Annotated in this window: 24 protein-coding genes; 6 read left to right on the top strand and 18 right to left on the bottom strand. The window is 66.0% G+C overall.

What is annotated here, in order from left to right:
• Positions 1-177 precede the first annotated feature (177 nt).
• A complete protein-coding gene (locus ACLFRM_RS00775) occupies positions 178-2,439 on the top strand; it encodes an Orn/Lys/Arg decarboxylase N-terminal domain-containing protein (RefSeq protein WP_410753681.1) in 2,262 nt (753 codons plus the stop codon).
• Positions 2,440-2,472: 33 nt separating this feature from the next.
• On the opposite strand, the gene ACLFRM_RS00770 is transcribed toward ACLFRM_RS00775, so the two are convergent.
• From ACLFRM_RS00770 to ACLFRM_RS00755, 4 genes are all read right to left on the bottom strand, one after another.
• Complete coding sequence (locus tag ACLFRM_RS00770) at positions 2,473-3,108, bottom strand: exopolysaccharide biosynthesis protein (RefSeq protein ID WP_410753680.1); 636 nt, start codon at positions 3,106-3,108, stop codon at positions 2,473-2,475.
• Between the two features lie 69 nt (positions 3,109-3,177).
• Entirely contained in the window at positions 3,178-3,516 is a 339-nt protein-coding gene (locus ACLFRM_RS00765) for a hypothetical protein (protein ID WP_410753679.1), read from the bottom strand.
• A complete protein-coding gene (locus ACLFRM_RS00760; RefSeq protein WP_410753678.1) occupies positions 3,513-3,779 on the bottom strand; it encodes a hypothetical protein in 267 nt (88 codons plus the stop codon). Before ACLFRM_RS00760 ends, ACLFRM_RS00765 begins: the two co-directional genes overlap by 4 nt.
• 5 nt (positions 3,780-3,784) lie before the next feature.
• Entirely contained in the window at positions 3,785-4,126 is a 342-nt protein-coding gene (locus ACLFRM_RS00755; RefSeq protein WP_410753676.1) for a YqjD family protein, read from the bottom strand.
• A gap of 236 nt (positions 4,127-4,362) precedes the next feature.
• On the opposite strand from ACLFRM_RS00755, the gene ACLFRM_RS00750 reads away from it, so the two are divergent.
• Positions 4,363-5,028, top strand: a complete 666-nt coding sequence (locus ACLFRM_RS00750) for a putative metalloprotease CJM1_0395 family protein (RefSeq protein ID WP_410753675.1) — start codon at positions 4,363-4,365, stop codon at positions 5,026-5,028.
• 70 nt (positions 5,029-5,098) lie between these two features.
• Here the strand turns inward: ACLFRM_RS00750 and ACLFRM_RS00745 are convergent, their stop codons facing one another.
• Together ACLFRM_RS00745 and ACLFRM_RS00740 are read right to left on the bottom strand one after the other, a co-directional pair.
• Positions 5,099-6,562 carry an NAD-dependent succinate-semialdehyde dehydrogenase gene (locus ACLFRM_RS00745; RefSeq protein ID WP_410753674.1) on the bottom strand — a complete coding sequence of 488 codons (1,464 nt, stop codon included), beginning with the start codon at positions 6,560-6,562 and terminating at the stop codon, positions 5,099-5,101.
• Between the two features lie 9 nt (positions 6,563-6,571).
• Positions 6,572-7,612, bottom strand: a complete 1,041-nt coding sequence (locus tag ACLFRM_RS00740; RefSeq protein ID WP_410753672.1) for an aldo/keto reductase — start codon at positions 7,610-7,612, stop codon at positions 6,572-6,574.
• Positions 7,613-7,721: 109 nt separating this feature from the next.
• On the opposite strand from ACLFRM_RS00740, the gene ACLFRM_RS00735 reads away from it, so the two are divergent.
• A complete protein-coding gene (locus ACLFRM_RS00735; protein ID WP_410753670.1) occupies positions 7,722-8,285 on the top strand; it encodes a hypothetical protein in 564 nt (187 codons plus the stop codon).
• Positions 8,286-8,298: 13 nt separating this feature from the next.
• Here ACLFRM_RS00735 and alr read toward each other — a convergent pair whose 3' ends face one another.
• The 6 genes from alr to ACLFRM_RS00705 form a co-directional block, all read right to left on the bottom strand.
• The gene (gene alr, locus ACLFRM_RS00730) at positions 8,299-9,396 is read right to left on the bottom strand and encodes an alanine racemase (RefSeq protein ID WP_410753669.1); all 1,098 of its coding nucleotides are present in this window, start codon (positions 9,394-9,396) and stop codon (positions 8,299-8,301) included.
• Positions 9,396-10,820, bottom strand: a complete 1,425-nt coding sequence (dnaB, locus tag ACLFRM_RS00725) for a replicative DNA helicase (protein WP_410753667.1) — start codon at positions 10,818-10,820, stop codon at positions 9,396-9,398. The genes alr and dnaB overlap by 1 nt, the downstream gene beginning before the upstream one ends.
• Positions 10,821-11,113: 293 nt before the next feature.
• A complete protein-coding gene (gene rplI / locus ACLFRM_RS00720; protein ID WP_410753666.1) occupies positions 11,114-11,569 on the bottom strand; it encodes a 50S ribosomal protein L9 in 456 nt (151 codons plus the stop codon).
• Between the two features lie 35 nt (positions 11,570-11,604).
• On the bottom strand, positions 11,605-11,829 hold the full coding sequence (rpsR, locus tag ACLFRM_RS00715; protein ID WP_125198602.1) for a 30S ribosomal protein S18: 225 nt from the start codon (positions 11,827-11,829) through the stop codon (positions 11,605-11,607).
• Between the two features lie 19 nt (positions 11,830-11,848).
• On the bottom strand, positions 11,849-12,256 hold the full coding sequence (gene rpsF, locus ACLFRM_RS00710; protein ID WP_410753665.1) for a 30S ribosomal protein S6: 408 nt from the start codon (positions 12,254-12,256) through the stop codon (positions 11,849-11,851).
• 277 nt (positions 12,257-12,533) lie between these two features.
• On the bottom strand, positions 12,534-12,869 hold the full coding sequence (locus ACLFRM_RS00705; protein WP_410753664.1) for a c-type cytochrome: 336 nt from the start codon (positions 12,867-12,869) through the stop codon (positions 12,534-12,536).
• Positions 12,870-13,282: 413 nt separating this feature from the next.
• On the opposite strand from ACLFRM_RS00705, the gene ACLFRM_RS00700 reads away from it, so the two are divergent.
• Genes ACLFRM_RS00700 through ACLFRM_RS00690 form a run of 3 tightly spaced genes read left to right on the top strand, consistent with a single transcriptional unit; the run spans position 13,283 to position 15,817 of the window.
• A complete protein-coding gene (locus ACLFRM_RS00700; RefSeq protein ID WP_410753662.1) occupies positions 13,283-14,248 on the top strand; it encodes a hypothetical protein in 966 nt (321 codons plus the stop codon).
• A complete protein-coding gene (locus ACLFRM_RS00695) occupies positions 14,245-15,006 on the top strand; it encodes an ABC transporter permease (protein ID WP_410753661.1) in 762 nt (253 codons plus the stop codon). Before ACLFRM_RS00700 ends, ACLFRM_RS00695 begins: the two co-directional genes overlap by 4 nt.
• A complete protein-coding gene (locus tag ACLFRM_RS00690; RefSeq protein ID WP_410753660.1) occupies positions 14,999-15,817 on the top strand; it encodes an ABC transporter ATP-binding protein in 819 nt (272 codons plus the stop codon). The genes ACLFRM_RS00695 and ACLFRM_RS00690 overlap by 8 nt, the downstream gene beginning before the upstream one ends.
• Before the next feature lie 3 nt (positions 15,818-15,820).
• On the opposite strand, the gene acpS is transcribed toward ACLFRM_RS00690, so the two are convergent.
• The 6 genes from acpS to ACLFRM_RS00660 are packed head-to-tail and all read right to left on the bottom strand — an operon-like array spanning position 15,821 to position 19,791.
• The gene (gene acpS / locus ACLFRM_RS00685) at positions 15,821-16,195 is read right to left on the bottom strand and encodes a holo-ACP synthase (protein ID WP_410753658.1); all 375 of its coding nucleotides are present in this window, start codon (positions 16,193-16,195) and stop codon (positions 15,821-15,823) included.
• The gene (gene pdxJ, locus ACLFRM_RS00680; RefSeq protein ID WP_410753657.1) at positions 16,192-16,962 is read right to left on the bottom strand and encodes a pyridoxine 5'-phosphate synthase; all 771 of its coding nucleotides are present in this window, start codon (positions 16,960-16,962) and stop codon (positions 16,192-16,194) included. The genes acpS and pdxJ overlap by 4 nt, the downstream gene beginning before the upstream one ends.
• Before the next feature lie 51 nt (positions 16,963-17,013).
• Positions 17,014-17,724 (bottom strand): DNA repair protein RecO, encoded by a 711-nt coding sequence (gene recO, locus ACLFRM_RS00675; RefSeq protein WP_410753656.1) that lies wholly within the window; start codon positions 17,722-17,724, stop codon positions 17,014-17,016.
• Between the two features lie 30 nt (positions 17,725-17,754).
• A complete protein-coding gene (gene era, locus ACLFRM_RS00670; RefSeq protein ID WP_410753655.1) occupies positions 17,755-18,654 on the bottom strand; it encodes a GTPase Era in 900 nt (299 codons plus the stop codon).
• Positions 18,651-19,394 carry a ribonuclease III gene (gene rnc / locus ACLFRM_RS00665; protein ID WP_410753653.1) on the bottom strand — a complete coding sequence of 248 codons (744 nt, stop codon included), beginning with the start codon at positions 19,392-19,394 and terminating at the stop codon, positions 18,651-18,653. Before rnc ends, era begins: the two co-directional genes overlap by 4 nt.
• Positions 19,381-19,791, bottom strand: coding sequence for a DUF4845 domain-containing protein (locus tag ACLFRM_RS00660; protein WP_410753651.1), 411 nt, complete (start codon positions 19,789-19,791; stop codon positions 19,381-19,383). The genes rnc and ACLFRM_RS00660 overlap by 14 nt, the downstream gene beginning before the upstream one ends.
• Positions 19,792-19,833 lie beyond the last annotated feature (42 nt).

Below are 19,833 nucleotides of genomic sequence, written 5' to 3'. Positions count from 1 at the left end.
CCGGATCGGCCACCCGTCGCGGGTTCCAGCTCGGTCGAGCACAGAAGTATGGTGTAGAATTCGAGGTTATTCCGCCCGGGGTCCCAGCCCCGGGTTTTGCCATTGACGACTGACAGGGCGGTCCGTCCGGTTTCGTCGTCCGATCAGCCATTTGCGGGTTCCGAGGTTGCCGCTCCCATGATCTTCCGCTTCCCCATCGTCATCATCGACGAGGATTTCCGTTCCGAGAACGTCTCCGGTCTCGGCATCCGTGCTCTGGCCGACGCGATCCGTGCCGAGGGCGAGGAAGTGCTCGGGGTGACCAGTTACGTCGACCTCGCCGCCTTCGCGCAGCAACAGGCCCGGGTATCCGCCTTCGTCATCTCCATCGATGACGAGGAATTCCATGGTGGCAACGCCTCGGTGGACGAATCGCTGGAGGTCATCGTCCAGCTACGCAACTTCATCCAGGAGATCCGCTTTCGCAACGCGGACATCCCGATCTTCCTCTACGGCGAGACTCGCACCAGTCGCCACCTGCCCAACGACGTGTTGAAGGAGCTGCACGGCTTCATCCACATGTTCGAGGACACGCCCGAGTTCGTCGCCCGGCACGTCATCCGCGAGGCGCGCAGCTACCTCAGCTCGCTCGCCCCGCCGTTCTTCCGCGCGCTGACCGGCTACGCCGCCGACGGGTCGTATTCCTGGCACTGTCCGGGGCATTCCGGCGGGGTGGCCTTTCTCAAGAGCCCGGTCGGCCAGATGTTCCACCAGTTCTTCGGCGAGAACTTGCTGCGCGCCGACGTCTGCAACGCCGTCGACGAGCTCGGCCAGCTGCTCGACCACACCGGACCGGTGGCCGCCTCGGAGCGGAACGCCGCGCGCATCTTCAACGCCGACCACCTGTTCTTCGTCACCAACGGCACCTCGACTTCCAACCGCATGGTCTGGAACTCGAACGTCGCCCCCGGGGACGTGGTGGTCGTCGACCGCAACTGTCACAAGTCGATCCTGCACTCGATCATCCTCACCGGGGCGATCCCGGTGTTCCTGATGCCGACGCGCAACCACTACGGCATCATCGGACCGATCCCGCGCAGCGAGTTCTCCAGGGAGAACATCGAGAAGAAGATCGCCGAGCACCCGTTCGCCGGCAAGGCCGAGGATCAGCAGCCCAAGATCCTGACCATCACCCAGTCGACCTACGACGGCATCCTCTACAACGTCGAGGAGATCAAGGACGAGCTCGACGGCTTCGTCGAGGTGCTGCACTTCGACGAGGCCTGGCTGCCGCACGCCGCCTTCCACGACTTCTACGGCGATTACCACGCCATCGGTGCCGACCGGCGCCGCTGCAACGACTCGGTGATCTACTCGACCCAGTCGACCCACAAGCTGCTTGCCGGCCTGTCGCAGGCCTCCCAGGTGCTGGTGCAGGACTGCGAGAAAAAGCGCTTCGACCAGGACGTGTTCAACGAGGCCTACTTGATGCACTCCTCGACCTCGCCGCAGTACGCGATCATCGCCTCCTGCGACGTGGCCGCCTCGATGATGGAGCCGCCGGGCGGCACCGCCCTGGTCGAGGAGTCGATCTTCGAGGCGATGGACTTCCGTCGCGCCATGCAGAAGGTGGATGCCGAGTACGGTGACGACTGGTGGTTCAAGGTCTGGGGGCCGGATACCATCCCCGAGGAAGGCATCGGCACGCGCGATGACTGGATGCTGCACGAGGACGACCGCTGGCACGGCTTCGGGCAGGTGCCGACCGGGTTCAACATGCTCGACCCGATCAAGGCGACCATCATCACGCCCGGCCTCGACGTCGACGGCGACTTCCACGACTGGGGCATCCCGGCGGCGATCGTCACCCGCTATCTCGCCGAGCACGGGGTGGTCGTCGAGAAGGCCGGCCTCTACAGCTTCTTCATCATGTTCACCATCGGCATCACCAAGGGCCGCTGGAACACGCTCCTGACCGCGCTACAGCAGTTCAAGGACGAGTACCAGCGCAACCAGCCGCTGTGGCGGATCATGCCGGAGTTCGTCAACAAGCATCCGCGCTACGAGCGGGTCGGGCTGCGCGACCTCTGCGAGAAGCTCCATGCCGTCTACCGCGAACACGACGTCGCCAGGCTGACCACGGAGATGTACCTCTCCGACATTCAGCCAGCCATGCGCCCGGCGGATGCCTGGTCGAAGATGGCGAGAAAGCAGATCGACCGCGTGCCGATCGACGAACTCGCAGGACGGATCACCGCATCGCTGGTCACACCCTACCCCCCCGGCATTCCGCTGCTGGTCCCCGGTGAGCGGTTCAATGCGCGTATCGTCGAGTACCTGAAATTCGTTCGGCACTTCAACAAGCAGGTACCGGGCTTCGAGACCGACGTCCACGGCCTGGTGGCCGAGGACACCGAAGAAGGGCTGCGTTACTTCATCGATTGCGTGCGCGACGATTGATCGAAAGCCGACGTAAGTCGGCCCATCGCTATGTCAGGCAGCGGTCAGGCCACCCACGGCCAGGCTGGCCACGGTCAGCAGGTAGAACACACCGAACAACACGAACAGACCGTCGAGCGCGACCAGTGCCAGGCCGAACGCGACCACGGCCAGGCCCGCCGCCGTCGCCGAGAAGGGCACGAGCTCCATGACCGGCATGGCGAGACCGAGCACCAGGCAGATCGCAGCGATCAGCAACGCGCCGCCATTCGATGCCAGCAAAGACAGACGGGGGCGTAGCCACCAGTCGATGAACCGTGCCGGCCGGTCCAGCCATGCGAGTGCACGCCGGAGTCGAGCACTCGAGATATGCCGATCGAGCAGCCAGCGCGGCAACCAGAACACGTCTCGCCCCATCACGAGTTGCAGCGAGATCAGCACCAGGCCCACGCCCATCGTGGTCGGCATACCCGGCAGTCCGCTTAAGGGAGAGACCAGGATCACGCCGATCAGCAACAGCACGGGCCCGAACGAGCGCGTGCCCAGAGCATCCATGATCGTGCCGAGATAGACCTCATCCCGCTCCGAGGCCACTTGGGCAATCCGTTGCAGAAGATCACCCAGGTTGCGGGGCGGCTGGCCGATGGTCACCAGCCGCCCCGGCTGCGTTCGATCGTCATCTCGCGGCATGAGCGCTCTCCCCAGTGTGCCGCCCAAGTGGAAGCCGGCGTGTGCCGTTGAAAGGCCTAGGCTGCGCGGTTAACGCAGTCCAAGACCGCCACGAGACACGCCGGTTCGCACGACACGCCACAGCAAACGAGAAACAGCGCCGTGGCTCGCCTCGTCCAGCCAGCCGAACGTTGCTCCGGCAATGCCGGCAAGCCCGAGGGTTTTCCAGGGATGCTGATCGATGCCCACCGACACCGGCAACCAGACGATGTCGATCTCCATCGAGACTCGACGCCCGGATGCCCGCAACGCCGCCTTGGCAGCCCGCACTTCGTCGACGGGCGACAGCTCACGACGCTGGCTGGCGCCGGTGTCAGTGCCGGCGTCGACGAACCGTGCGTGCGCTTCGAGCCGATCGATGCCGCTCATCGTAGCCATCGATATGCCCAGAAGGCGAAGACTGCACCCATCGTCAAGCAAAGCCCGGCGATAACCGCAAAACCGCCGGCCGCCCCCCAGAACGGCGTCACCCAGTGGTATACGGCGGCGAGCGCGAGGCCGATACCGGCGAGCGCCAACAGCGCGACAACACCCAGCAGCACCACGGCGGCGGCGACGCGCCCGACCTGCTGCCGCAACAATCGTCCCTCGGCCTCGACCAGATGAGTCAGGGCGAGGACATAATCAGTCAAGGCTTTCAGCGTCGACCTCCGTCGAGCAACTTGGCAATCACGAAACCGACACCGAAGGCGGCCACCACCGACGTCAGGGGGTGACGCCCGACGAGCTGTTCGGCTTCTTCCACGCCCTTCTCGCCACGTTCACGTGCCCTCTCGTAGCCTCGATTGAAGGTTTCCATGCCCTCGTCGAACGCGGCCTTGACCTCGTCTCGCGCCTGATTGGCCCGATAGCGTACCTGCGCCTCGTTCTGTTCCTTGAAGGCCTTGAGCAGGTCACCCATGTCGCCACGAAGTTTGGCCAGATCGGCCTTGACCGCATCGAGCTCGGCATTGCTGTCTTTTTCTGGAGACTGTGCCATGTCATTGATCCTCGTGATATGTGATGGAGCCTGTCGCGTCCATCAAAAGACTAGTCGCCCCGACGGCCGAATCCAAATCCGCCCTTGCAGATCTCCTAAGCACCTGATCGGTCATGACCGGATCGGGAGCGTCGTTGCCCGTGTCGCGACTGCACCCGGCCTTGGCCACCGTCTCATTGCAGACAGCAGGGAAACGGGATATAACCCATTGAAACAGCCACAACCGAACCGTATTCATGACACCGATCGGCGCCTCGTTATCCAGCCTGCCTCCCGCCCCGGCCCTTATGCCGGGCGGCGTGGCCGACGTGGGGTCCCGTGCCATCGGAGCCGGCGCGGGTGGCGGAGAGCCGGCATCAGGCGCCAATGCAACGGGCAACACGAGACCGTCCACCCCAGGGCAACGCGCAAGCGAGGGGCAAGTAGCCCCTACCCCCACCCCGGACCGCAGAGCAACCGCCGAGGAACAGCGCGCCCTGGTCGAGCTCAAGGCGCGCGACCAGGAAGTACGAGCCCACGAGAACGCCCATCGTGCTGCCGGCGGCGATCTGGTGCGCGGCGGGTCATACGACTACCAACAGGGACCCGACGGCAAGCGCTACGCGATCGGCGGCGATGTCCAGATCGACACCACCCCCGTACCCGGGGATCCTCAAGCCACGGCGGAGAAGATGGCCCGGGTGATTCGTGCCGCACTGGCCCCGGCCGAGCCCTCGCCCACCGACCTGGCCGTCGCCGCCCAGGCGACCGCCGAACGCAATCGCGCTCTCGCCGAGAAAGGTTCGACCAACGACGAACCCGCCGAAAACGGCAACACAAGCGAAACCAACGGTGTCACCGGCACCTATCGCCGCGCGACCGAACCATCCATCGCCGGCGCCACCTTCGACGCCACCGCCTGACGCCCCCCGATCATGGCGTCGTCGTTACCTCCAGGCGCCGAAACCGACCGATTGCCGCATCCGGTCACGATCAGCCCATCAACAGGTACTTGGTCTCCAGGTACTCGTCGAGTCCCTCGATGGCGCCTTCCCGGCCGAGGCCGGATGCCTTCACGCCGCCAAACGGGGCCGCGGCGTTGGAGATCAGCCCCGCGTTGATGCCGATCATCCCCGCCTCGATCGCCTCGGCGACGCGCCAGATCCGGTGGACGTTCTCGCTGTAGAAGTAGGCGGCCAGGCCAAACGGCGTGTCGTTGGCCATCTCGATCGCCTCGGCCTCGTCGCGAAAGCGGGATACGGCGACCAGTGGACCGAAGGTCTCTTCCTGCATCACCTGCATGGACTGGCGGATCTCGGTCAACAGGGTGGGTAGCACGTAGTTCTCGCCACGCGGGTCCCGCCCCCCGCCGGCCAGCAGTCGCGCGCCCTGCCCGGTCGCCTCCTCGATCTGGGCCATTACCTTGTCGGCAGCCCCCTTGTCGATCAGGGGCGTCACGTCGGATTCCGGGTCCATCCCGTCGCCCAGCTGCAGGGTGCCGATACGGCGCCTGAGCCGCTCGACGAAGGCATCATGCACGCCGTCCTGGACGTAGAAGCGATTGACACAGACGCAGGTCTGGCCGGTGTTGCGGAACTTGGCGGCGATCGCCCCCTCGACCGCGGCGTCAAGATCGGCGTCATCGAACACGATGAAAGGGGCGTTGCCGCCCAGTTCCAGCGAGATCTTCTGCACGTTGCCCGCCGCCTCACGCATCAGCCGGCTGCCCACCTCGGTCGAGCCGGTGAACGAGAGCTTGCGCACCGTCGGGTTTGCCGTCATCTCGCCGGCGATCTCGCCAGCCGATCCGGTCAGCACGTTGAAGACCCCGGCGGGCATGCCCGCCCGTTCGGCGAGCACGGCGAGTGCCAGCGCCGAGAATGGCGTGGCACTCGCCGGCTTGACCACGATGGGGCAGCCGGCGGCCAGCGCAGCGGCGGCCTTGCGGGTGATCATCGACGAGGGAAAGTTCCATGGCGTGATCGCCGCACACACGCCGATGGGCTGGCGCAGCACGACGATCCGCTGACCGGGCTTCGCCGCGGGGATGGTGCGCCCGTAGGCACGGCGGGCCTCCTCGGCGAACCACTTGAGAAACGAGGCGGCATAGCGGATTTCCCCGGCCGATTCGGCCACGGGCTTGCCCTGCTCGAGCGTCATGATCCGCGCCAGCGTCTCCTCGTGCTCGAGCATCAGCTCGTACCAGCGATAGAGGATCGACCCACGCGCCTCGGCGGTCTGCTCCCGCCAGGCCGGCCAGGCACGTTCGGCCGCCTCGATCGCCCGCCGGGTATGCTCGCCAGCCAGTCTTGGGACGGCACCGATGGTCTGTCCATTGGCCGGATTGTCGACCTCGATCCGGTCGCCGTCGTCCGTGGCCACCCACTGACCATCGATGAAACATTCCTCTCGGAACAGTTGATTGGCGCGGATTTCTTCGAGAATGGATGGGCTCATGGGGACCCTTCAGACGGTGGGATTGGGGTAGCGCGCATCGATCGCGTCGATCGCCTCGAGCAACTCCGCCGAGAGTGACACGTCGGTGGCGGCAATGTTCTCTTCAAGTTGAGTCAGGTTGGTGGCACCGATAATGGTCGCCGCCACCTCGGGCCGCCGCAGGGTGAACGCAATGGCCATCTGCGCAGGCGTCAGGCCGTGTTCGCGCGCCAGCTCCACGTAGGCTCGGGTGGCCGCCGCGGCGTTGGGTTTCTCGTAACGCTGACCAAAATCCGGGAACTGCGTGATCCGCCCGGTAGCAGCGGGGTTATCGACGTACTTGCCGGTCAGGTGGCCGAAGGCGAGCGGACTGTAGGGCAGCAATGCCACGTCCAGCTCGTTGCATACCTCGGCCAGACCACCGGTCTCGAAGCTGCGATTCATCAGATGATAGGCATTCTGCACCGAGGTCACCACGGGCAGGTCATGGCGCCGGGCCGCCTCGACGAACGCCATCACGCCGAACGGCGTCTCGTTCGACAGGCCCAGGTAGCGGATCTTCCCCGCCTCGACCTGCTCGGCCAGCGCTCGCAACTGCTCGTCGATCGGTTCGCTTTCCCAGCGTCGCTCCGGGTCGTAGTAGACCTGGCCGAACTTGGGTACGTAACGATCCGGCCAGTGGATCTGGTAGAGGTCGACGTAGTCGGTCTGCAACCGCTGCAGACTGTCGTCGATGGCCCGTCGCACCTGTTCGCGCGTCACGCGCGGTCCGCCCCTGACGTGGTTGAGGCTGGTGCGGCCGGCCCCGGTGATCTTGGTGGCGAGGACCAACTGGTCCCGGGGCTGGTTGCGCAGCCAGGTACCGATGTAGCGCTCGGTTCGCCCCTGGGTTTCGGCCCGCGGCGGGACCGGGTACATCTCGGCGGTATCGATGAAATTGATGCCGGAGGCGACCGCGTGATCCAGTTGCCGGTGGGCCTCGGTCTCGCTGTTCTGCTCGCCGAAGGTCATGGTCCCAAGGCAGATTTCGCTTACCTCGAGGCCACTGTTGCCAAGACGTCGGTATTCCATCGTTGCTCCACGCGTTTTAGTCTGTGTCGTCATGCCGGACGCATGGCGCAAACGTCCCCGCCTTGGGATGAGCCACGTCCGGTCCAGCCAGCCCTGTAGAGTAGCCAAGATGACAGACGTTTCCAGCCAGGTCGCCGCCGCCCACCTCGAGCTGATCGAGGCGATCACCACCGCGCTCTCCCCTCAGCCGGACACGACAGCCCGGATCGCCGCCCGATCGATGATCGTGCGCTACCGGGAAGACGGCTGGCAGGCGCTCGCCGATATCCTGGAATCAAGGCTGGCCGACCGGAGCGACGATATCCCCGAGGCCTCCCGCTCCACGCTGGACGAGGAGGACCGCCTCATACTCTCTGCCATCGACCGGGCCATCGCTGAGCCAGATTGGCTGGAAGGCGTGGTCGAACAGGCCGAGATCGACGCCGCCGAGCAGATCGCCGCCCTGATACTGGCCGCGACCTGGGGCGAACGCGAGGCCCTGGCCGCCTTGAACGAGATGCGCGAGGCGGCCCAGGCAGCGGGTGTCGATGGTTCGACGGCCCATGCCTTCGTCGCCATGGTCGAGGGCGAGCGCAATCGTCACACCCTGCTCGCGACACACGTCAATGCCCAGGCCGGGCTGGTCGAGCGGACGCTGGATGCCCTCGAACGACGCGAACGCGACGAGAGCTGATGGCGCTACGCGTCTATTCGCCGAGAATGGTGGCCTCCGCCCGCAACTGGCCGCTGACCTGGCACATCAACTCGTAGCTTATCGTCCCGGCCGCCTGGGCTATCTGGTCGATGGAAAGGGCGCCGCCCCAGCATTCGACCTCGTCGCCCACCCGCGCCTCGACGCCGCGCAGATCCACGGTGACCAGGTCCATCGATACCCGGCCGACCACCTGGCAGCGCCGCCCGTTGACCAGGATCGGCGTGCCGTCCGGGGCGTGGCGCGGGTAGCCATCGCCATAACCGACCGAGGCCAGCCCCACCGGCATGGTCTCGGGGGCGATGAAGCGCCCGCCGTAACCGATCGGCTCGCCGCTGGGCACCTCGCGCACGGCGACCAGGACCGTCTTCAGGGTCATCGCGGCCTGCAGCCGGTGTTGGGCCGCCTCACCGAAGATGAAGGGGTTGCCGCCGTAGAGCATGATGCCGGGGCGCACCCAGTCACCGGCGGCCGCATGTGCCCCCAACAGCCCGGCCGAGTTGCACAGGCTGGTCTCGCCATCCCAGTTCGCCGCCACCGATCTGAATGTCGCGATCTGCCGTTGCGTGGGTGCCGGGTCCGGCTCGTCGGCACGGGCGAAATGCGTCATCAGACCGATCCGGCCATCGATCGCGGCGCTTCGCTCGAGGCGCTCGCGGGCCGCTGCCACGCGCTCGGGCATCAGCCCCTCCCGGTGCATGCCCGTGTCCACCTTGATCCAGGCACGGACACCACGGACCGGCAAGGTCGCGTCGTATCGCTCGAGCAGTTCGAGTTGCGCCGGGTCGTGGAAGACCAGCTCGAGCGAACGCGTCGCGGCCACCTCGAGCTCGTCGGGAAGCAAGGCCCCCTGCATCACCAGGATGCGCTCCGCGAAACCGGCCTCGCGCAGGGCCACCCCTTCGCCAGGCGTCGCCACGGCGAACCCGTCGGTCCCCGCCGCGGAGAAGGCGCGCGCCGCCGTCAACAGCCCGTGGCCGTAGCCGTCGGCCTTCACCGCGGCAAAGACCGACCGACCGCCCGCCGCCTCGCGGGCCACGCCAAGGTTGTGCCGCATGGCCGCGGCATCGATCAGGAGCCGTGCCCGCCGCATCACCGGTAGGCTTCCGGCACGCTCTCGGGGCTGATGAAATCCTCGAACCGCGTGTTCTGGCCGCGGAAGGTCATCGGCACGGTCCCCACCGGACCATTACGCTGCTTGCCGATGATGATCTCGGCCATGCCCTTCTTCTCGGTATCCGGCTCGTAGACCTCTTCCCGGTAGATGAACATGATGATGTCGGCATCCTGCTCGATCGCACCGGATTCGCGCAGGTCCGACATGACGGGACGCTTGTTGGGACGCTGCTCGAGCGAGCGGTTCAGCTGGGAGAGCGCGATCACCGGCACGTCGAGCTCCTTGGCCACCGCCTTGAGCGAACGCGAGATCTCCGAGATCTCGGTGGTGCGGTTCTCCTTGGAACCCGGTACCTGCATCAGCTGCAGGTAGTCGACCACGATCAGGCCGAGATCCTCCTCGCGGGCCAGCCGGCGGGCCCGCGAACGCAGGTCCGACGGCGAGAGTGCCGGCGTGTCGTCGATGTAGATCTTCGTCTGGCTCAACTGCCCGACCGCCCCGGAAATCCGGTGCCAGTCACTGTCCTCGAGCCGACCAGTACGGACCTTGGTCTGGTCGATGCGGCCCAGCGAGGAGAGCATCCGCACGGCAAGCTGGTCGCCGGGCATCTCCATCGAGAACACGGCCACGGCCTTCTTGCTGTAGAGGGCGACGTTCTCGGCAATGTTCATCGAGAACGTCGTCTTGCCCATCGAGGGACGCCCGGCGACGATGACCAGATCACCCTTCTGCAGCCCGGTGGTCATCTCGTCGAGATCGCTGAAGCCGGTGCTGATGCCCGTGATCTCGCCCTTGTTCTCGTAGAGCTCGGCGATGCGGTCCATGGCCACCGTCAACAGGTCCGTGATGCTCTGAAAGCCGCGCCGCGTGCGCGAGCCCTCGTCGGCAATCGCGAAGATCTGCTTTTCGGCCAGTTCCAGCACGTCGTAGGCCGTCTGCCCCTCGGTCTGGTAGCTCTTGCGCGAGATCTCGGTGCCCACCTCGATCAGGCGGCGCAGCAGCGAGTGCTCGCGGATGATCTCGGCGTAGGCGGCAATGTTGGCCGCACTCGGCACGGAATCGACCAGCGCGGCGAGGTAGTCGTTGCCGCCGATGTCGTCCAGCTTCTCGAGCGTCTTCAGACGTTCGGAGACCACCATGGCGTCGAACGGCTGGTTCCGTTCGGCCAGTTCGCCGATCACCTGGAAGATCACACGGTGATCGTGAAAGTAGAAATCCGCCGAGGTGAGCTTGTCGCCGACCTGCTCGAAGGCGAGCGGGTCGAGCATCAGGCCGCCCAGCACGGCCTGCTCGGCCTCCTGCGAATGCGGGGGCACGCGCAGTGCCAACGGCGAACCCCCGGTGGCATTCGCGCTGCGACGGGGCTTGGGCGTTTCGGAGTCGTATTCCGGAAGTGACATGAATCTCGCGTACCAGAAGGTGTCAGGGCGCTGGGGGCCTGGTCAGAGGGGCTTGACCTCGTCCCGGCCGCGACGGCCGGGGCCGAACCCGAATCAGACGGAAGATGATACGCCTTGCACTCGGCATTGACCACGACGAGACCGGCCGGTTCCGGCCCCCACCAGCACAGCTTGGAGTGCCGGACACACGGGAGGAAAACAGAAAGGCCCGCGCCTCATGCGAGGGCGGGCCTTGTCGTCACCGCGATCACCAACACGGACCCGTCTGGGCCCTTGGGCAATCGATCGCGCGATTACTGTTCGGGAACAACGACGACGTTGATCTCGACGTCGACTTCCGAGTGCAGGTGCAGCTGGATCGGGAACTCGCCCAGGGCACGCAGGGCGCCCTCCGGCATCCGCACCTCACGCTTCTCCATCTCGACACCGAAGGTCTCGGTGACGGCGGCGGCGATCTCGTCGGTTCCGACCGATCCGAACAGCTTGCCTTCCGAACCGGCCTTGACCGGGATGGTGACGCTGGCCTCTTCACCGATCTTCTCGGCACGAGCCTGGGCGGCAGCCAGCTCTTCGGCGGCCTTCTTCTCGAGCTCGGCGCGGCGCGCCTCGAACTCTTCCATGTTGGCCTTGGTGGCCGGCTTGGCCTTGCCGTACGGGATCAGGAAGTTACGGGCATAACCCGGGCGGACGCGAACCACGTCGCCCAGCGAGCCCAGGTTCTCGACCTTACTCAACAGAATGACTTGCATGGATATTGACTCCTGGAATCGGGGGACGGACGCGATCAGTGACGGTCGGTGTACGACAGCAGGGCCAGGAAGCGCGCACGCTTGATGGCGGTCTGCAGCTGACGCTGATAGCGGGCGTTGGTACCGGTCACGCGGCTCGGCACGATCTTGCCGGTCTCGGTGACGTACTGACGCAGGGTGTCAATGTCCTTGTAATCGATGTGCTTCACGCCCTCGGCGGTGAAACGGCAAAAACGCTTGCGACGGAAAAAACGGGCCATGGATCAAACCTCTTGAAACTTATTCGCTGGAGTCGTCTGACTTGTCGTCGTCACGACGCTCTTCGCGCTTCTCTTCATCGTCACGACGGCGCGGGCGACGCTCGGCTTCGCGCTCCTGCATCATCGGGGAGGCGTCGGTGTAGGCCTCGTCGCAACGGATGGTCATGTGACGCAGGACGGCGTCGTTGAACTTGAACGCTTCCTCGAGTTCGGCAAGGGCAGCCTGGTCGGTCTCGACGTTCATCAGCACGTAGTGCGCCTTGACCAGTTTCTTGATCGGGTAGGCCAGCTGGCGGCGACCCCAGTCCTCGAGGCGATGGACCGTGCCCTGCGCGGCTTCGATGATGCCGCGGTAGCGCTCGATCATGGCCGGGACCTGGTCGCTCTGGTCCGGGTGGACCATGAAGACGATTTCGTAATGACGCATGGATCAAAACTCCTGTGGATTGAAGGCAGCCTGCCGCATGCGGAACGGTCAGGCAGGAGAAACAAGGCGCGCATTCTACGCTGACTCGATCGCACCATCAAGGCCTTGGGGGCTTGCCCGCCTGTCCCATCGAAGGAAAGTCTTTCGATAGCGGCCCATCCGCTCCCCTCACACAAGCGACTTCCCATCGGTATTCCGAAGGGAAACCACGGGGTCGCCCGGGCACAAAAAGACCCGGGCAGGGCCCGGGTCCGAAACAACGACCATCATAGCCGGATCACAGAGACTCGATATACGCACCGAGGTTCTTCATGTCGTCCTCGCTGAGGGAGGCGGCATTGGGCGCCATCTGCGCATAGTCGTCCCCGGCCAGTCCCTTTTCCTTCAGCGCCTCCTTGTCACCCGCCTTGTAGAGCGCAAGAACCTCGGCGACCTCGTCCTGGCTCTGGCCCTGCAGAGACGGATAGACGTCCGAGCCCTCGCCCTTGGCGCCGTGGCAGGCGGCACAGACCGAGTCGTACTTCGACTTGCCCGCGTCGGCGTCAGCAGCCATCGCCTGCGGGCCCATCAAGGCGAACGCAAGACCGGCAAGACCTGCAATCGTGGATCTCATGGCGAATTCCTCCATTGCTAGCGTGGTACATCACGCCCAGTCCCGAATAACGGCGGACCGGAACTGATCGCGCGCCAACCTAACATGGCAGATTTTCGGCAACAAATCCCGAATAAACGGGTCGATCGGCCTCGTCCAGCCGGAATCGAACATGCGACCGGAGTGAAATCTCGGGCGTTGGAGCGGTAACCGGGCTTTGGCCTCGCTGACCGGCGTCCGCCCTGCCCGCGCCCGTCCGCCCGCTTCGGACCGGCAATGCGGGAGCCACCCGCGATCATGTCCTGCCGATCGATCGTTCGAGCCGACCGAGGCGAACCCCCGCTCATAAATCCCTTGTATCTACCCATAGTCGGAATTATTCTCATTGCGGTTGAGTAACGCATCCGCATGACACATCCCTCGGAGGATTCACGATGGAATCGATCACGCGCCAACTGGCTCGCCTTTCGGCCCTGCCCCTGGCACTGCTATTCGCTCTCCCCTCTCAAGCGGCGGAAATCCGGTTGTCGTTGCCGCCGGATCCCAACGCCCTGCCGGTGTTCGTGCTCGAGGCGAAGCAGGAACGGTTCCTGCCGGAAGATGACCTCAAACTGGTCTCCAACCCGGCCGGGGATCCGTCGGCGATGCGAGCGATGATCCAGGCACGTCGGGTGGACTTCGCGCTGTTCAACCTGATCGGGGGCGTGCGGTTCCACGCAGGGGGCCTGCGGGATATCAGCCTGGTCACGCCCTGGGTCTGGCGGGGGATCTACCTCCTGCAACCGGTCGAGGACAACGACCTCGAAGAACTCGACGGTCAGCGCGTGCTGGTCGCACCCGGCACGTCCACGCCGCCCCACGTGGTCACGGCAGAGGTGCTGACCGACATGGGCATCCGGCCCGAATTCGTCACCGGCGGCGCCGGCACGGTGTTGATGGAGCAGCTGCGCGACCCGAAGCGGGCCCCCGCCGGCGTGGCCGCGCCCGAACCGCTGGTCAGCCAGATCCTCGATCGCCAGGAAGCACAGGACTGGGAGCAGCGCTGGGAGATCCGGCTTGATCCGGCCGAACAGCTCGGCGGCGAGATCCCGCTTGGGGCGCTCTGGCAGGCCCACCCGGACGTCGACCCCGAGGTCAGGCAACGGCTGGTCGCGGCTCTCGACGAGGTCGCCAACTGGCTCGAGGATCCGGCCAACCACGACGAGGCCGCCGCCATCGCCGCCGCGGGCTATCGCTCGTTCTTCCGAATGCCCGTTCCGGAATCGACCTTCCGCGGGCTACTCGCCGCCGAGCGCGTTCGCTGGGACACCGGCACCGATGCCGAGATGCGCCGCACGGTGAGGGCATATCTGCGCTCGGTGTTCGAACTCGACGCCCCGGCAGACCTGTTCCAGCGATGAACGCCCCCCGCCTGCAGGCCGCGCTGATCCCCCTGGCCGGTGTGACCGGCCTGGTGATCGGCTGGTGGCTGCTTGCCGGCCAGGTGCCCGACTCGATCCTGCCGGGGCCCGGACCGGTGATGAGCCACCTGCTCTCGGCCCTCTCCGAGGCAGCGATCTGGAAGGACACGGCCCTGACATTGACCAACGTGCTTGCCGCATTCCTGATCGCCGTCGTAGGCGGCACCCTGCTCGGGCTGTGGTCCGCCTCTTCGGCGGTGGTCGAACGGCTGCTTCACCCTCTGGTGGTCGTTATCGAGGCAGCACCGACCATCGCCTGGCTGGTGCTGGCCATTCTCTGGCTGGGTCTCGGCGCCGGACCGCCGATCCTGGTCGGCGTGAGCATGGCCCTGCCACTGATCGTCATCGCCACCAGCCACGGCCTGCGCGAGATCGACGCCGGGCTGCTGGACATGGCCCATGTCTATGGATTGTCGGGCTGGACCCGGCTGACCCGCATCCTGCTGCCCTCGCTGGCGCTGACCCTGGCCGGGGCCGCGTCAGGAGCACTCTCGGTTGCCTGGCGCGGCATCATCATGGCCGAGGCATTCTCGGCAAGTCACGGTCTCGGTCCGTCCCTGTGGGGCAGCTACCTCTACGGCGAGATCCACGACGTCTACGCGGTGATCCTGTGGATCATCCTGCTGGGTCTCGCCCTCGAGTACCTGCTGGTCCACCCCGCCAGAACACTGATCGGAAGGCGTCTGCGCCATGAATGACCATCGCTATTGCGACCTGCCGGCCTGTCCGCTCCAGTCCGGCGTGCAGCAACCATCCGCCCTCGACGGAATCCGGGGCGAACGCCTGCTCGCCCTCGACGGCGTCTGTCGCCACTTCGAGGGTAGTGCTGGCGTGCAGGGGATCGACCTGGCGGTCCACCGCGGCGAGATCCTCGGGGTCTGCGGACCGAGCGGCTGCGGCAAATCGACGCTGCTGCGACTGGTCGCCGACCGGGAGACCCCGACCGCCGGCCTTATCGACCGGCGGTTCGCCAGGCTGGGGATGGTATTCCAAGAGCCACACCTGCTCCCCTGGCTCACCGCCCGAGACAACGTGGCCCTGGTGAGGCGGAACAAGACTTCGGAGGGCCGGGAGGTCGCGCTGGCCACACTCGCCTCCGTCGGCCTGACGCACGCCGCGAGCCAGTACCCGGCACAGCTCTCCGGGGGCATGCGCCAGCGGGTCGGCATCGCGCGTGCCCTGGCCGCGGAACCCGACCTGCTGCTGATGGACGAACCCTTCTCCAGCCTGGACTACTTCACCGCCGTCGATCTGCTCGAGCTGGTCCGTCGTCGCGTGCTCGAACGGGGGATCGCCGTGGTGTTCGTCAGTCACGACGTGCGGGAAGTCGCCCGACTGTGCGATCGGGTGGTCGTGATGGGCGGAGCGCCGGGACGGCTGATCGACGAGCTGATCAATCCCCTGCCCCACGACGAACGCGGCTGCCGCCCCGGCGCGCTGGCTCGGTTCGAGGAGCAGCTGCTCGAGGCCATCCGCCGAGGGCAGCCCGACGACCCGGCCGCCTCTTGAGAATCAGTCACTGATGACGACGAAGGCGAGCGCGTAGGCCCGCTCGTCGGTCACCGACAGCGAGACCGTCCGCCCGCCCAACCGTTCCAGCGACATCGCGGCCACCCCGTCGAGCGCGACCTCCGGCCGACCGTTGCCGTCGTGCCGGGTCTGTATGTCCGCCAGGCGCAATCCGTCGCGAAAGCCGGTGCCCAGGGCCTTGGCCACCGCTTCCTTGGTCGCGAAGCGCTTGGCAAGCCAGGCCGAGGGGTCTCCCGCGGGCAGGCACTCGCGCTCCGCGGTGCCCAGCACCCGATCGGCCAGGCGGTCACCATGGCGCTCCCAGGCCCGGCGAATACGGGCGATCTCGACCAGGTCGGTCCCGATGCCGAGGATCATGAGCCCGAGGACTGCGCCCCGCGACGTGCGGCGTGCATGAGTTCCTTCATCTCCCGGACGGCGCCGGGAAGACCGGAGAACACCGCCTGCCCGATGATCGCGTGGCCGATGTTGAGCTCCTCGATCTGCTCGATCGCGGCGATCGCCGCCACGTTGTGGTAGTGCAGGCCGTGCCCGGCGTTGACGGCGAGGCCCACGTCGGCGGCATCACGTGCGCTCTGTCGAATCAGCTCGAGCTGCTCCTGTGCGGCATGGTCGTCCGCTGCATCGGCGTAGTGGCCGGTATGCAGTTCGATCACCGGGGCCTCGCAGGCCACCGCGGCGTCGATCTGGCGCGGGTCGGCGTCGACGAACAACGAGACCCGGATGCCGGCCTCGGCCATGCGGTCGCAGGCGGCGTGGATGCGGTCGATCTGTGCCGCCACGTCCAGCCCCCCCTCGGTGGTCAACTCCTCGCGGCGCTCGGGCACCAGGCAGACGTCATGGGGACGGATCCGGCAGGCAAGATCGATCATCTCGTCGGTCGCTGCCATCTCGAGATTCATGCGGGTCTGCAGCAGCTCGCGCAGGATCTGCACGTCCCGGTCCTGAATGTGGCGACGGTCCTCCCGCAGGTGCAGCGTGATGCTGTCGGCGCCCGACTGCTCGGCGAGCAATGCAGCCGTCACCGGGTCCGGATAGCGGGTGCCGCGGGCCTGTCGCAGGGTGGCCACGTGGTCGATGTTCAGACCGAGGAGCGGATACTGGGCGGTGACGCGGTTGGTCATGGTCGTCGGCTTCCGGGTTGGCGTTTGAGCGTGAATGGTGCGTCGGACAGTCTAACCGCTTGCATCGCCGGCCGGTGCCGACCGCCCCGAACCGGGCCACAACCGACGCGACAAAAACGGCGCGGACCCGACGTGGGGAGCAAGCAACGACTGCATGAGATCGCGGGCCTGGCGCCGGTCCTCGGGGTCGTCGAGCGTCTCGTCCTGGCGTAGCGCCAGCAGCACGCGACCGCTCACCGCGTTCGTACCGCCGGCCGGCACGATGTCGCCCTGCAGGCCGACGCGATAGTGACCTCCCGCCTCGATCGCTCGGCCGTCGGACGACCGCGACCAGTCGAGCCCGGCACCGAGGTGATCGAGCAGACGGCGCTCGAAGCGACGCACGGTCACGGAGACCGGCACGTCGGGCGATTCCAGCATGGCGAGACTCTTCCAGTAATCGAGAAACAGCCCCGGCACCGGCTCTTCCGGCCGCAGGGCCCGCAGGATCAGTTCGTGCAGGTAGAAGGCGCCGGCCAGTGACTGCCCGTGCAGAAAGCGCTGACCTTCGATCGGCTCGGCCGCTGTCAATATCGGCCAACCACCCCGCCCGGCCGTCTCGATCTCCAGGCAGACGAAGTTGGGCGGGCGTTGGCTGCCGCGTTTCCTCACCCGGCGGCCACCGTTTTGCCGCATGCGCACCCAGCCATGGCCGTCGGTGAGCCAGTCGAGCAGCAGGCCGTGTTCCTTGAACGGTCGGGCGTGGAGCAGGAAACCGCGCATTGCGTCAGCTCACCCGGCTGCGCGGCGATCTCATTCGGGCAGCTGGTAACCGAGCGCGGCGATCGACCGCTCGTCGTCTGCCCAGTCGTCGGCCACCTTGACCCACAGGTCCAGCATGACGCGTTTTTCCAGCAGGTGTTCGATCGCCTCGCGGGCCTGCTGACCGACGACCTTCAGGCGAGAGCCGCGGTTGCCGATCACGATCCCCTTCTGGCCGGCCCGGGCGACGTAGATCACGGCGCCGATGGTCACCAGCCGATCGGTCTCCTCGAAGCGTTCGATCATCACCGTGGTCTGGTACGGCAACTCGTCGTGCAGCGAACGGGCCAGCTTCTCACGGATGATCTCGGCGGCCATGAAACGCACCGGCGCGGTGGTGACCTGGTCCTCGTCGTATCCGATCGGTCCTTCGGGCAGGTAGGAGAACACCAGATCGAGCAGCCCGTCCAGCCCGCGGCGGCGCCGGGCACTCATCGGGTAGATCTCGGCAAAGTCGCCCTTCCCTCCCACCTGGGCGAGAAACGGCAGCAGCTCGGTCTTGTCGTTGACCAGGTCGACCTTGTTCACCACCAGCACCACCGGCGCCTCGACATGCGACAGCAGCTCGAGCACGGCCTCGTCCTCCGTGCCGAACTGGCCGGCCTGCACCATGAACAGGATCAGGTCGACCCCTTCGAGCGCACTGCGAGCGGTGCGGTTGAGCTGACGATTGAGTGCGTCCTTGCCGCCCTGATGCAAACCCGGGGTGTCGATCAGCACGATCTGACCACGCGGCTCGGTGATAATGCCGGTGATGCGGTGACGGGTCGTCTGCGGCTTCGGCGCGGTGATCGAAACCTTCTGCCCCACCAGTCGGTTGACCAGTGTCGACTTGCCGACGTTGGGCCGCCCCACGATAGCGACGTGACCGAAACGGGTGGCGGTGGTCATGTCTGCTTCTCCGACAGGGAGGTTGGGGTGTCACGGTTTTGCAGCGTCTTGAGCATCCGGCGTGCGGCGGTCTGTTCCGCGCGGCGACGCGACGAACCACTCGCACGCGTGGCGAACGGTTCGCCCTGGAAGTTGACCCGGCAGGCCACCTCGAAGGTCTGCTTGTGGGCCTGGCCGGTCTGCTCGATCACCTCGTATTCCGGCAGGGGCTGACGATCACGCTGCAGATACTCCTGCAGCTGCGTCTTGGCGTCCTTGAGCTGCTGGGCATCCGGCAATGAAACCAGCTCGTCCCTGAACAGCGCCTGCACCCAGTCATGCGCCGGGGCGAATCCCTGGTCGAGATAGAGCGCGCCGATGATCGCCTCGAGTGCATCGGAGAGAATCGAATCGCGACGATGCCCGCCGCTCTTGAGCTCGCCCGAGCCCATGACCAGGTAATCGCCCAGCCCGATGCGACGGGCCACCCGCGCCAGGGTCTCCTCGCGCACCACCGAGGCCCGCAGGCGCGACAAGGCCCCTTCGGTGGCCTGCGGCTTGTGACGGTAGAGGTAGTCCGAGATGGCGAGATTTAGGATCGAGTCGCCCAGAAACTCCAGGCGCTCGTTGTTCAGTCGCCCGGAGGAGCGGTGCCGCAGCGCCTGGCCGAGCAGATCGGCATTGTCGAAGGACAGCCCCAGCGACCTGGCCAGCGTGTCGGGGTCTCGGATAAGGGGATTGCTGCTCTTAGTTACGGACACGGGTCTGATGTCTGAACTCGGCGACGAGAGACAGGTTGCCCAGCAGGGTGGCGCGACCGTCGTAGTTGTAAACGACGTTGTGCCCGCCCCTGACCGGACGAATCTCGAAATCCTTGGAATCGAAATGATCGTCGATCTCGTTGATGTCGAGCTGCCTGTCGATCTTGCGACGAATCTCCGCCGGGCTGCCGGCGGATTCTTCCTCGAGGCTCTTGAAGATCGTGGTGAGTTTCTGATCGGCGATGTAAAGCGGCACGATCTGCATTACCACCAGGGCGGCGAAGCCCAGGACGATCGCCGCAATGATCAGCCCGACCAGCGACATGCCCCCCTGGCGCCCGCGGCTCACGCCCCGTCCAGCGGTCTGCTTCATTTCCTGCGAAACGCCCTTGTCCATTTCCTTTATCCTCGCCTAGCCCACGAGTCGCGGGGCTTTCCT

Origin of the sequence: Guyparkeria sp. (assembly GCF_046540515.1) — a bacterium.
Taxonomy (GTDB): domain Bacteria; phylum Pseudomonadota; class Gammaproteobacteria; order Halothiobacillales; family Halothiobacillaceae; genus Guyparkeria.
The sequence above is the reverse complement of the archived record's forward strand: the minus strand, read 5'-3'. Positions and strand labels throughout refer to the sequence as shown.